This window comes from Kribbella sp. NPDC026596, from assembly GCF_040638415.1.
GTDB lineage: Bacteria > Actinomycetota > Actinomycetes > Propionibacteriales > Kribbellaceae > Kribbella.
Window position 1 is genome coordinate 16,831 of record NZ_JBEZYF010000027.1, and the last position, 12,246, is coordinate 29,076.

Annotated in this window: 16 protein-coding genes; 11 read left to right on the forward strand and 5 right to left on the reverse strand. The window is 64.7% G+C overall.

The window, feature by feature from the left end; all coding sequences use genetic code 11:
* Positions 1-99 precede the first annotated feature (99 nt).
* A complete protein-coding gene (locus tag AB0E63_RS22710) occupies positions 100-927 on the forward strand; it encodes a hypothetical protein (protein ID WP_360369457.1) in 828 nt (275 codons plus the stop codon).
* A gap of 52 nt (positions 928-979) precedes the next feature.
* Positions 980-1,189, forward strand: coding sequence for a hypothetical protein (locus AB0E63_RS22715; protein WP_360369460.1), 210 nt, complete (start codon positions 980-982; stop codon positions 1,187-1,189).
* A gap of 132 nt (positions 1,190-1,321) precedes the next feature.
* On the opposite strand, the gene AB0E63_RS22720 is transcribed toward AB0E63_RS22715, so the two are convergent.
* From AB0E63_RS22720 to AB0E63_RS22740, 5 genes are all read right to left on the reverse strand, one after another.
* On the reverse strand, positions 1,322-1,939 hold the full coding sequence (locus AB0E63_RS22720) for a hypothetical protein (protein ID WP_360369463.1): 618 nt from the start codon (positions 1,937-1,939) through the stop codon (positions 1,322-1,324).
* Position 1,940: 1 nt separating this feature from the next.
* Positions 1,941-3,107 (reverse strand): AAA family ATPase, encoded by a 1,167-nt coding sequence (locus AB0E63_RS22725; RefSeq protein ID WP_360369466.1) that lies wholly within the window; start codon positions 3,105-3,107, stop codon positions 1,941-1,943.
* Between the two features lie 104 nt (positions 3,108-3,211).
* Complete coding sequence (locus tag AB0E63_RS22730; RefSeq protein ID WP_360369469.1) at positions 3,212-3,775, reverse strand: isochorismatase family cysteine hydrolase; 564 nt, start codon at positions 3,773-3,775, stop codon at positions 3,212-3,214.
* Positions 3,762-4,940: a hypothetical protein gene (locus AB0E63_RS22735; protein ID WP_360369471.1), complete on the reverse strand. Its 1,179-nt coding sequence runs from the start codon at positions 4,938-4,940 to the stop codon at positions 3,762-3,764. Before AB0E63_RS22735 ends, AB0E63_RS22730 begins: the two co-directional genes overlap by 14 nt.
* A 116-nt stretch (positions 4,941-5,056) precedes the next feature.
* Complete coding sequence (locus AB0E63_RS22740) at positions 5,057-5,308, reverse strand: hypothetical protein (RefSeq protein ID WP_360369474.1); 252 nt, start codon at positions 5,306-5,308, stop codon at positions 5,057-5,059.
* A gap of 167 nt (positions 5,309-5,475) precedes the next feature.
* Here AB0E63_RS22740 and AB0E63_RS22745 point away from each other — a divergent pair, with 167 nt between their 5' ends.
* The 9 genes from AB0E63_RS22745 to AB0E63_RS22785 all read left to right on the forward strand — a co-directional run bounded on the left by AB0E63_RS22745 (position 5,476) and on the right by AB0E63_RS22785 (position 12,229).
* The gene (locus AB0E63_RS22745) at positions 5,476-5,730 is read left to right on the forward strand and encodes a DUF6284 family protein (protein WP_360369477.1); all 255 of its coding nucleotides are present in this window, start codon (positions 5,476-5,478) and stop codon (positions 5,728-5,730) included.
* Positions 5,727-5,969 (forward strand): hypothetical protein, encoded by a 243-nt coding sequence (locus tag AB0E63_RS22750; protein ID WP_360369480.1) that lies wholly within the window; start codon positions 5,727-5,729, stop codon positions 5,967-5,969. Before AB0E63_RS22745 ends, AB0E63_RS22750 begins: the two co-directional genes overlap by 4 nt.
* Positions 5,966-6,778 carry an ABC transporter permease gene (locus tag AB0E63_RS22755; protein ID WP_360369482.1) on the forward strand — a complete coding sequence of 271 codons (813 nt, stop codon included), beginning with the start codon at positions 5,966-5,968 and terminating at the stop codon, positions 6,776-6,778. The genes AB0E63_RS22750 and AB0E63_RS22755 overlap by 4 nt, the downstream gene beginning before the upstream one ends.
* A 1-nt stretch (position 6,779) precedes the next feature.
* Positions 6,780-8,987: a cell division protein FtsK gene (locus AB0E63_RS22760; protein WP_360369485.1), complete on the forward strand. Its 2,208-nt coding sequence runs from the start codon at positions 6,780-6,782 to the stop codon at positions 8,985-8,987.
* A 195-nt stretch (positions 8,988-9,182) separates the two neighbouring features.
* Positions 9,183-9,518 carry a hypothetical protein gene (locus AB0E63_RS22765; protein ID WP_360369488.1) on the forward strand — a complete coding sequence of 112 codons (336 nt, stop codon included), beginning with the start codon at positions 9,183-9,185 and terminating at the stop codon, positions 9,516-9,518.
* Positions 9,518-9,940: an RRQRL motif-containing zinc-binding protein gene (locus tag AB0E63_RS22770; protein WP_360369491.1), complete on the forward strand. Its 423-nt coding sequence runs from the start codon at positions 9,518-9,520 to the stop codon at positions 9,938-9,940. The genes AB0E63_RS22765 and AB0E63_RS22770 overlap by 1 nt, the downstream gene beginning before the upstream one ends.
* A 24-nt stretch (positions 9,941-9,964) precedes the next feature.
* Positions 9,965-10,843, forward strand: a complete 879-nt coding sequence (locus AB0E63_RS22775) for a bifunctional DNA primase/polymerase (RefSeq protein ID WP_360369494.1) — start codon at positions 9,965-9,967, stop codon at positions 10,841-10,843.
* Positions 10,843-11,934, forward strand: coding sequence for an AAA family ATPase (locus AB0E63_RS22780; RefSeq protein WP_360369497.1), 1,092 nt, complete (start codon positions 10,843-10,845; stop codon positions 11,932-11,934). Before AB0E63_RS22775 ends, AB0E63_RS22780 begins: the two co-directional genes overlap by 1 nt.
* Before the next feature lie 88 nt (positions 11,935-12,022).
* Positions 12,023-12,229: a helix-turn-helix domain-containing protein gene (locus AB0E63_RS22785; protein WP_360369500.1), complete on the forward strand. Its 207-nt coding sequence runs from the start codon at positions 12,023-12,025 to the stop codon at positions 12,227-12,229.
* Positions 12,230-12,246 lie beyond the last annotated feature (17 nt).

Sequence of the window (12,246 nt, forward strand, 5' to 3'; positions counted from 1 at the left end):
GATCGGGCACGCATCGGGCGTGGTTCCACGTCCACACACCAGTGTTCGACGCTGCCAAATTCCAGTATCCAGCTCAGGTTGACCGGCTACCCTTCGAAGATGCGCGCATCGATCCCGACCGGCGAGACCATGGACCTCGGCAATCTGCCCGAGTACTGGCGGATAATCGCGCAGGAGTTCCAGAACCTTGAACGCCTGCCGCCACTCGGGCCAAACCGCGTGCTCTCCGCTCGGTCTTTCGATGAGTCCCAAGCGGCTGGCCCCCGAACGTATATGGGCGCAACCCGCTACCTCGGTGTCGCAAGAGACAATCACGAGGCACTCCTTGCTCTGCTTCAGCACCACGGCGCGACTATGTGGGCACCGTGGAGCTTGCTTCGACCTACCTTTGAGAGCTCATTCCTCGCGGCCTGGCTTCTCGACCCTGAAGAAGGCCGGGAGCGTCGAGCACGGGGACTCCGGTGTGAGATTCTCGATGCTTTGGAGCGACGCAAGCACCGAGCAGTGTTCAACGCGTTCCCTCAGGCGCGGAACTTGGTCGAGGAGAGCGAGAAGCAGTGGGAAAATGGCTCACTAAAGACCTACCGGGCGGAGGCGATCGCACTTGGACGTTCGTTCGATAGGTTGAGACAAAAGATCGACGTGACCGCCGAGCTGTCTAAGATTAGCTTCGTACGGGAACAGAAGCAGTTCAGCCCATTTCTGGTCGCGACATGGCGGCAACTGTCGGGCTTTGAGCACGGCTTCGGTTGGGCAGTGCTCAGTGGATCTGATCGGAAGGTTGAGGTGAACATTCCTGGCGGGATAGACGCTCAGCTCGTCATCAACGACGAGTCGTTTGTTCATGCGGCGAAGTCCACATACTTCCTTCTGCTGTCTGCTTGCCGACTGTTCGCACGCCGACACATGGAACCTAGTCGACACTAAGCATGTTGGTCTGTGCGGGCTGCGAAGGTCTCTGGTCCCCACGGGAGGGCAAGTGCCTTACAAGTTCATCAGAACCAGTGAGCTAACAGACCAGTTCCAGGAAAACCATCCTGGAAACTCCAGCAGGCTATGGCTCGACATCCTCAATGACGCCGTGAACCAGGTCGTCAGCAACGGCGGCCAGGTCGTCAGCGTCGGCTATGACCCGATGGGCGAGCCAATGACCATCTTGTTTGATGTTGCGACAGATGCGCCCGGCTGAATTCTGGGGTACATAATGGCCGGCGCCGAACCACGGCTGTCGAAGCCGGGGCAGGAGTCCGCCGACGCAGCTTGACGGGCGAGCGTGCTGGCGACAGGCGAGCTCTCCGCGGCGCAGCGGATCAGACCCGGATCAACGCCACACGCCAGTCAACAGCAAGTTGTCGATCTCGCGGAGGGCGCGAGCGAGACTCGGGGCGGCGGTAGCTGCTACGTCAGGACGCCAGGCGTCGCGAGCGTAGTCGGAGATCCGGGCGACGTACTCAGGACCGACGCGCCCGGTGCTTCCCACCGGCGGAACCATGGCCTTCCTGACTTCTGAACTACGAGACTTTCGGCATACGTTGATGAGTGCCTCCTTTGGATCTGGAAGCTCCTCGGCATTTGTTGGAATAACAGATCTCGCGACCGAGAACGTCCTGGCGAAGGTCTCCGAATCGGCCATCAGCCAAGCTTCCAACGCTCGACCCGCCAGCCTGAAGCACAACCCTGGAGCTTGACGATCCGCAGGCAGAAGCATCTCACGGAGCGTCGCTGGGCAGTCGCTGCCGTCACGATCAGAGTCCCTCAGGACAAACCATGGGGAATTCTCGGCAGCGTTGTTGTAGCTCCCAATCTTCTTATCGAAGTTATGCTTTCCGCGTGTTACGAATATTCGCCTCTGGTCGACCGTGATCGATCTGCTCGCCAGTATCTTTTCTGCGGCGGGGACGTCTGATGCACCCTCTACCGCAATCGAGACCGTAACCACGTCAGCGTGAAGCCAGGCTGACCTTCGCGAGACGCTCGATGCCCGGCGGTGCCGATCGTGCCCGAACAACGTCCGCGAGAGTCAGTCCACTGTCCAGGAGCTCCATCACCTCGGGCGACTGATCAAGGGTAGTGCCGACTGTGCCATCGGATGTCGGTTCAAGTTCAAGTACTTCCTCGGGTCGGATTCCTTCGTCGTCGAGCAGATCCGGGCTGTGCGTTGTCAGTAAGATTTGCGCGCCACTGCCGCGTTGAGCGCTAGCGAGCACCTGGGGCAATAGACGAATGACCGCAGGGTGAAGGGACAGTTCGGGCTCCTCAAGGAGGATCGGTGTCGCCCGACGACCAACCTCGACGAGCGACCAGAGAAGCCCAATGAGCCTCAAGGTTCCATCGCTGAAATCACCCTCATCTTGTCGACTACCCTTCACGCGCCAGTTCGTGTAACGACTCTCCAAATGAGGGCGTCCCGCAGGGTCGGTAATCACCTGTAGAGATTCGAATTGGGGCACAGCGATTTGGAGTGCTGCAGTGATGCGCCGAAGCCAGCTATCACGAGTACGCTGGGTCACCCTGTTCATTCGCGCAATGAAGTCTCCGCCGAACGGATCATCGCGCAAATCGCCTGAGCGGCTAGAATCCCGGATGATCTGCGGAACGAGGTGTAAGTATCGAGTCTCGGCTACGAAGTCCGCGATCTCACGGAAATCCTTGTTGGCTGAAATTTGCTCCAGGGTGGTCTGAATTAGTCGCTCAGGGTCCGCTTCGTCTTGTTTGTCGGGTCGCTCGACTAGAACCGTGTCGCCGCGCTTGACCAGCTCGCGCGCCACGACCGGCCTATTCAAGCCGCCCTTCTCGCCAGCGAAGGAAACCGAGTATGTCCACCGCTTCGGATCTTCATCGTCCCCAATGGTTATTGTTATCTCAACCCAGCCTTTGTTGTGCGTCCGAGCGAACAGGCAGCGGACTCGGCTGAGTCCGCCCCGAGAACGAACGGCAGATTGCAGACCCCCGCCGTCGCGCGCCAGGTCACGCAAGAACCGGATCGAGTCGAGCAGGTTTGATTTGCCACTGGCATTAGGGCCTACGATGATCAGCCGTTCACCGATAGCCACCTCAAGGTTCTTAAATGTACGCCAGTTGCGTAGCGTCAAATTCGTGATCCGCACAGGAAGCCTCCTTGTATTGAGCAGCCTAGCGGGGGTGCGTTGGGATGGGTGAGCAACACGTCAGGCCGACAGACAGGACACTTGCGCGCCCGCAGTCGGGCACCTCACGCGGTAGCAGTGGCAGCGCCGGTCGCGAGGATGTCCTCCGCCTGAACGAGTTGCCCGCGACCGATGAATCGGCCCGTTACGAGTAGCCCGGCGTCGTGCTCGACCTGGCCGGCATGGCTGTAGACCAGGTCGTGCACGACCCACGGAACTAGTCCCAGCTCGAACGCGTCGACGGCTGTCTTGAGGACGCAGGACTCGGTGTCGAGGCCGACAATGACGATGTGCTTCCAGCCGTTGCGGAGCACCAGCTCGGTGCCCTCGTCGTTGAAGAGAGAGTAGGTGGGCTTGTCCATGACAGCGGCCGCGCCCGGCACCATGTCGGCGAGCTCGTCGACGATCTCGGTCTCTGGTGTGCCCGGCATCATTGCGGTCCACCGGATGAGCTGCTCAAAGAGCGAGTCCGGGTAGTTGATGAATCGCGTCATGACGTATGGACGTCCGGCAGCAGCCCACTCCCGAGTGAACTTCGCAATGCGGGGGACAACATGTGCTGAGCGCGGCGAGACAAAGCCGTTCTGTACGTCGACGAGGACAAGAACGCTGTCGTCAGCGGGGATCACGTTGTTGCCTTTCTGACGAATCCTTCAGAATTCCGAGAGTGTTGTTGAGGTGGCCCTCAAGTCCGCTTGATTGCAGGATCGTGATTCTCATGGCCACATGCTGCGCGGACTCTCGTGGTCGGGCATTGGTTAGTCTCGACGTCATTCCGCGGAGCCAGCGCCAATCGTATCCATCTGAGACCTGAGGGTCACGTCCGGCCTCGATTTGTGATCGGATGTGGTGACAGAAGCACCACAGCGATTGAACGATGATCTCGAAGTCAACGATTGTTTGTTGCGGCAGACCTCTTCGCCCTTCCAGCGGGTGATACGCCACTGATGACCAGCTCGCGTAACCGTAGGAGATTCCGCTTACGCCAAATTCGAGAATTCGCGGATCGGAGAACCCGTCGCGCATGAATGCCTGTTCGACCAACTCCGCGTGCGGTCGAGATGGTTCCTCGTTGCCATGATCGAGCAAGGTCTTCTGTGCGCAAAGAAGTCTCATGGCCGTGACGAGTTGCTCGCCCTTCCATTTCGGCGTGGGAACCCAGAATGCGCTGAAGATATACTCGGGGCCGCTATGCGACTCATCAATTAGTGACTTCACATGCTGGTCTGCCCACTCGAGCTCCCGCGGATATGACCCATGTCGCCAAACCGCAACGTCGGCGACTGAGTCTTTACTCAGCGGTTCCTTAATGTGATAGGCGAGGCATCCCCACGGGAATCCGTAGAGGACACATTCGCCGCGTGGGTGATCGACCTTGATCGACCAGCACTCCACCTGCTCGACAACCGTTTGCTCGACGGGCAGGGTGCGGCCCAGTTGCGCCACAATTTCGGGGCCTACGTAGACTGGCGAGAACTTGTTGCTGGTGAGGTGGAATTCCGGTTCGGTCGACTCCAAAGATTCGGCCAGTCCACCGAATAGCTCATGCGGAGAGCATTCAAACGCCGCACAGTAGAGGCGGACATACATTGTGTCCGTGACGTGGCTCTCGCCGGTCTCGTGACGGTAGATGGCTTTCTCCATCGCGCCGCGAGATGGGACGCTAAGGCCGAGTTCGCGCCCAATTCTCTCGAATTCGGCCGCGAGTCGGCCCCTACCCCAACGTTTCGCCTCGCGGTGCTGAATGAGTACGCCATTTCGCGCCGAGATCGGCTTCGGGACGGTGGTGGACATCGGTCACGTCCTCCCATGTCCAGGGACAGCGGTCATGTCCGGATCCGTCTGTCGCTGTCGACTACTGACAGTGCCTGCCCGACGACAAGCTGGGTGGCATGAAGAACCATGCAACGTCATCGCGGCTCCGAGCCGACTGCCCGGCGCTTCGGACCCGGCGGCGCCGGTGGGATGCCCTCGGCGCGAGCGAGTCGGCGGACATATGCCGACGTGAACGGCGACAACTCCTCGACCTCGTTCGGCGTGACGCCTTCCCGGAGAGCCGCGAGCGCGGCGGCGATGACTGCTTGCCGAGCGGCCTCGTGGGCGCTCTCGGTCTGCCGGTAGAGGCGGGTCGCGGCGGTGAGCTCTTCCCGAATGTCAGTCACAGTCCCATGGTATCGGACCACACTTGCGAAACTCAGATCCTTCGCGCTACTGTAATCCGAAACAGAGATCCGAAACTAGGATCTAGAACCTAAGAGCGACGCCCCGGCGGGTGCAACCGCCGAGGCGTCTGGGTCGCGCTAGTCCACTGAAGAGGAGCACAACCCCAATGAGCATCATCTACCTTTCGCCGGTCCGTAGTGAGGGTGAGGGGCCGTCCCCTGCCGCGCTGGCTGCCATCGATTCCGAGTGGCCGCTGATCGCGGCTGAGCTGGACCTGCTGGATGCGCAGATCGCGTTCATCAACGCGGGTCCCTACGCGTCGGTTCTGGACCGTCGCAGGGTACGGCGTGCGGAGCGCAGGGTGCTGGAGGTCAGCCGCGAGCTGGCCGACCAGGAGACCGCTGAGGACGGTGCCGCATGAGCCGCCGTCGCATGGTCACGCTGGAGCAGAGCTGGGCTGACCGGCTGGGTGTCGAGTCCCCGGCCGATATCCACGGCGAGCTGGACGCTCGGCTTGCCGGTCTCGTGACCGCCGTTCGCGGTGACGTTCCCCCGGCTGGTTCGGCCGAGCACGCCTTGCGGTACGGCGATCTGCTGGAGCTGGCCGCGTTCCTCACCGACGCCCGCACTGTCCTGCTGGGCAAGGAGGTTCAGCGATGAGCACGCCGCTTCGTACGACGTACCCGGTCCCGGTCGAGGACCTGATCCCGGCCGCCCGCGAGCTTGCAGCCAACCTAGGGTCGGTGCCGTCGCGGAACCGGATCATGAAGGAGTTCCGGATCGGCGCGGACAAGGCCCGCTCGGTCCTGGACGCCCTGACCGAGCCCGCACCTCAGACCGCCGCGGAGCCCGTAGAGCCGCACCTGCACGCGGTCCCGAACTCGGGTACCGCCGACGAGGATGGCGGGTCGGACGAGATGCCTCCCGCGCTACGGGAGGAGGCATCACCGCAGGTCACGCAGTCTGTAGACCTGGCTCCGCCCGCACAGACCGTCCCGTCTGAGGTGGTGCCCGCGGCTTCGGCCGTGAACGGCAACCCGGTGCGGTCCTGGCCCGTGCTGCTGCTGGCACTGCCCGCGTTCGTCGCGGTCTGGTCCGGCTGGGTCGGGCTCGGTGAGCTCACCGGGTTCGGGGTGGTCCACCCGCTGCCGGGGATCGCTGACGGCTTCACCATCAACTCCGCGATCACGCTGCCGATCGGGGTCGAGACCTACGCCGCGTTCGCGCTGCGGGTGTGGCTGTCCGGCCGAGTCCCTGCCCGTGCTCGCCGCTTCGCCAAGGTGTCGGCTCTGTCCGCGCTCGGTCTGGGTGCGTTGGGCCAGGTCGCCTATCACCTGCTGGAGGCCGCTGGCGTCGTTCGTGCCCCGTGGCAGATCACCACCGTCGTTGCCTGCCTGCCCGTTGCCGTGCTCGGCATGGGTGCCGCGCTGGCCCACCTGATCCACACCCGCGAGAACAGGAGCCACTGACATGACCGATATGCCTGCTGGGAACCTGCCCGAGCCGATCGACCTGGACGCGCACCGCGCCCGCCGTGACGACGAGTCGCGGCCGACCGACGAGATGGCCGGCGCGATGGTGCCGCTGTCACCGAGCGAGGTGGAGTCGATGGACACCGCCTACGAGATCGCGTTGGACGACACCGACGACGACCCGGCGACCGGCAAGGTCATGATGCCGGTGGACACGCCGGGTCTGCCGGTGCCGGTCGCGGTCGGGCAGCGTCTGCCGATCATCCCGACCCACCTGCGCCGGGAGAACCTGCGCGCCACCACGACCCGCGCTGTGGCTCGCGCTGGGCATGTGGCGGCGTTCCACGCGGTCCGTTCGCCCTGGTATGCAACGAAGTTCGGCTGGTTCGCGTCGCGTGGTTTGTCGCGGCTGATCGGGCAGCAGATGCGGTGGTGGTGGGTGCCGAACTCGGTCGCGCTGGAGCAGAAGGCAGCCGACGCGGGCGAGCTGAAGGAGTGGGAGAAGATCCATCGCCAGCTCAAGGCAACGCGCATGTGGCGCGGCGGCGTCCTCGCCTTGCAGAACCTCGGGCTGCTGATCGCCGCCCCGATCCTGTGGAACGCTGCTCCCGCTGCTGGTCTGGTGGCTGCGGGTGCTGCTGCGGTCGCGGGTCTGGCGCACTACGGTCGCCCGGCGGGTCAGACGCTGGTCGGTACCGCTGTGGTCGCGCCCCGGTTCCGCAAGCTCAACTCCGACATCGTCTTGCGCGCCTACTACGCGGCCGGTCTCGGCAAGCCCGACAAGGCCGACCAGGAGGTGCGGTTCGGGTCGCCCATGTCCCGAGACGCCCGCAATACCGGGTCTCAGGTGGTCGTGGATCTCCCGTATGGCAAGGGCTGGTCGGATGTGGCTGGTGCTCGGGAGAAGATCGCGTCCGGTCTGGATGTGCACGTGAATCAGGTGTTCCTGACCCCGGACAAGACCAGCTCGCGGCGGCACACGCTGTTCGTCGCCGACCGCGACCCGCTGGCGGTCCCGGTGGGCCGCACGGACCTGCTGGACTGCAAGCCGCGCTCGATCTGGGAACCGGTCAAGCTGGGCAAGGACGAGCGGGACTCACTCGTCACGCTGCTGCTGATGTGGAACTCGCTGCTGGTCGGTGCACAGCCGCGTAAGGGCAAGACGTTCTTTGCCCGGCTGGTGGCGCTGCACGCCGCGCTGGACCCGTACGTGAAGCTGATCGTTGTCGACGGCAAGAACTCTCCGGACTGGCTGGCGTTCAAGAAGATCGCGCATCGCACCGTGTTCGGCACCCACCCGAACCCGAACGACAACAACCCGATTGAGCACCTGCAAGCGATCCTGGACGAGGTCCTCGCGCACATCGACCGGGTCAACTCGGTGCTCACGTCGCTGCCGGTCACGATGTGCCCAGACGGCAAGCTCACCAAGGAACTCGCCCGCGACCCGCGCTACCCAGACCTGCGGGTGCTGGTAATGGTGATGGAGGAGTTCCAGGTCTACTTCGAGACCGAGGACCAGGCGGTCAACAAGGAGATCGCGGCCAAGCTGTCCCGCATCCAGGCGGTCGGCCCGTCGGCCGGTGTGATCATCGAGTCCAGCTCGCAGAAGCCGGGCAGCGTCGGCGCGGGTGACGTGGGCCGGTTGTTCAACCGGTACCGCGACAACCACTCGGCACGGTTCGCGCTCAAGTGCGGCAACCGCATCGTGTCCGAGGCGATCCTGGGCGGCGACGCCTACCAGGAAGGCTTCGACGCCTCCACGCTGCCGGTGGGCGACGAGTACCGGGGCGTCGGCTACCTGTACGGCGTCACCGACAACACCCCCACCGTGCGGTCGTTCCTGGCCGACGCGACCGACGCGGACAAGATCCTTACCGCCGCAAGGAAGCACCGCGAACAGCTCGGCACGCTGACCGGTGAGGCGGCCGGGGAGGAGCTCGAGCGGGCAAGCCGCGACGTCCTGGCCGACATCGCCGCCGTGCTCGGTCCGGATGGGTCGGCGCACTGGGACGCCATCGCCGGACGGCTCGGCAACCAGATGCCCGAGCAGTACGACGGGACCACCCCAGAAGCGATCTCCGCGCAGGCCCGCGCGCAGGGTGTGCCATCGGTGAACGTGAAGCGCGACGGCGTGGTCCGCAAGGGAGTCAAGGCCGACGACATCCGCGCCGCGATGGCCCGACGCGACCGCTCCGGCACCTAAGCCGCGGGCAACAGAGAGTAACCAACTGAACCGAGGGTGCGGGGCGGTCGTAGTAGCGGCCGGAACGCTACTGGTAGCGGCTGCGCTACCCGTCCCGCTACCCCGTAACCCGAACCTGACCAGGCCGTTCGCTCAGGCGTAGCGAGTAGCGGCTCTGGCTCCTCACGCCCAAAAACAGCCTGTTGGAGGCATCCCGTGTCCAACCACCCCGCTACCGCTATCTCCGCCGCCGCTACCCACGGTAGCGAGCTCGCAGCGACCGTCCAAACCGCCGGCCAGGTCGCCACGGTGGCACTCATCGTGACCATCGCCGTCGGCTTCTACCTGTTCACCTGCCTGATCTGGCCGTTCGGCAAGTGCCGCCGCTGCAAGGGCGCGGGCAAGTTCAAGTCGCCGTTCGGCCGCGCGTACCGGCACTGCCCACGTTGCCAGGGTTCCGGGCTGCGGGTCCGGCTCGGACGCCACGTCATCAACCACATCCGCGCCGTCCACGGCGCCGGTGACAACACGACCAGCAAGGGCAAGCGCTGATGGCCGCGCCGATCGACCGCGCCACAATCCACCCTGCCGCGTCGCGCTGGATCGAACTGTGGAACGGCAAACAGGCCCTCGGGTGGGACCACCACGGAACCCCTGTGTTCCGGTTCCGGTGGGCGCCCGCAGGACTCGCCACCCGGCGCCAACTCCGCGCGCTGCGCATGTCTCCGGGCGGTCAGCAGCCGTACGCGCTGCTGGTGTGGCGAGGCGGCAAGCGCTGGGCGTGGCTGTACCGGCTCGACCTGGCCAAGCCGTCGCGCGTGCCGTCACCGGCCCAGCTCAATGCCCTGGACAAGGCCATGCAAGCCCGCCGTACCTGCGGGCTGTGCAAGGCCGTCACCGACTACTGCATCCCGACTTCTGACGGCCGCTGCGTGGACTGCATCGACGCCGCTAGCTACCCGCACGCGGCCTGACCCATCTCGGAGGAGCAACCATTCATGAACGTCTACCTGTCTGCCGCGCTCGCTGCCGCTGCACGTGGATGGCACGTGTTCCCGCTCGCGCCCGATGACAAGCGCCCCGCGATTGAGAATTGGGAGCATCGCGCTACTACCGACCCGGCACGGATCGAGAGGTGCTGGACGGCCGGTCCTTACGGCGTCGGGATTGCCTGCGGTCCGTCCGGGTTGGTGGTGGTCGACCTGGACCAGCCGAAGCCGGACCAGACCGTGCCTGAGCTGTGGCGGAAGCCGGGCGTCACCTGCGGGGCCGATGTTCTCGCTGACCGCGCGGACGCGATAGGCGAGGCGTACCCCTGGAACACCCACACCGTCGTCACGGGCCGCGGTGGCGAGCACCTGTACTTCACTGCTCCGGGCGGGATCGAGCTGCGCAACTCGCAAGCGCGGATCGGGTGGCTAGTCGACACTCGCGCTTGCGGTGGGTACGTCGTCGGTGCTGGTTCTATGGCCGCTGGCCGCCGCTACCGGACCGTGTACGACATCAGCCCGGCGCCGTTGCCCAGATGGCTCACAGAGGCGCTGAGACCCGCTCCGCTGCCCGCGCAGGTGACGACGCCGATCCGGTTGGACACGGGCCGCCGATCTGGCTACCTCGACGCGGCGATCCGCGCCGAAACCGAGCGCGTCCGCACTGCGGGTGAGGGCGAACGCAACCACGTGCTCTACACCGCGAGTGTCGCCTTGGGGCAGTTGGTTGCCGGTGGCTCCTTGTCCGAGTCCGACGTACGCGCTGCGCTGACCCATGCCGCGTCAGCCCAGATCGCTGCTGGTGCCTACACGGCATGGGAGGCCGACAAGACCATCACATCAGGACTCCGGTCCGGGGCGAAGCGGCCGCGTCAGGTGGCCGCGTGATGAACCTGGCGGAAGACCCGAAGGACGATCAGCCGTTCCGGATGGCTGACGTGATCTACCCGGACTGGCCGCCTCCCCTCGAGGTAGAGCCTCAGCCCGAACCGGCCCGGCCGTCGAAAGCCGATCCGTTCGCGAACGCGTGGACGGCCGATCGCCTGATGGCCGAACAGTTCGCGCCGCCGCGCTGGGCAGTGCCTGGGCTTATCCCCGAAGGCCTCTCTCTGCTCGCCGGTGCACCGAAGGCCGGGAAGTCGTGGCTAGCGCTCAACCTCGCGCTCGGTATCGCGGCCGGTGCATCCGTGCTCGGTGAGGTCGCCGTGGATGCGGGGCAGGTGCTTTACCTCGCGCTGGAAGACACCCCGCGACGCCTGCAGAGCCGTATGGGCAAGATCCTGGGCGATGCGCCGGCGCCTGCCGGGCTCACTCTCTTGACCGAGTTCCCGACTCTGCCCGCAGGTGGCGCGGACGCAATCCGTGGATGGCTCGACACCCGGCGCAACGCGCGCATGGTGGTGATCGACGTGTTCGCCAAGATGCGCGGAACGAGCCCGCCCGGCGTGAATCCGTACGACGCTGACTATGCCGCGATGGGACGCGCAAAGCGCATCGCGGATGACTACGGGATCGCGGTCGTGCTCGTGCATCACCTGCGCAAGATGGCGGCCGACGACTTCACCGCGGAACTGTCCGGTACCAACGGCATCGCTGGCGCGGCGGACACGATCATGGCGCTCAAACGGCCACGTGGTGAGGCCGACGGCGTACTCCACATCACCGGCCGCGACGTCGACGAAGCCGAACGAGCGATGCGCTTCGACGCCACTAACGGCACCTGGGCTCTACTCGCCGGGCCAGCCGTCGATCACACCTTGCACCGCACCCGAGCCGCGATCTTGGCCTACCTGCGTCAATGCCCTGGAGCGACCCCGAAGGCGATTTCTGACGCCCTTGGAGAAGACCGCGACACGATCCGCCGCACCTGCACACGAATGGCCGACGACGGCCAGCTCAGGCGGCGCGACGGCGGCCGGTACTTCCCAGCCGACAGCAGCACTGTCCCAGGTGTCCCAGAGTCCCAGCCCCTGCTCTGACCAGCGCAAATGTCTGGGACACCCCGATGACACGGCTGTCCCAGATGTCCCAGCAACCCCTGATGTGCACGGATCGAAGGAGACGATCGTGGCGACGCCCACAACAGCGATCAACAGCCGGGAACGACTGACTGTGAATGAGGTTTGCGCCGACCTTGGTGTCTCGCGCTCGACCTTCTACGACTGGCGAGCCAAGGGCACCGGGCCGCGCTGCATCAAGCTGCCGAACGGGGAGATCCGCGTTCGCCGGATCGAACTCGAACGGTGGCTGGACAGCCGGGAAGAGGCCGCCTGATGCCAAGCTCTCATGAC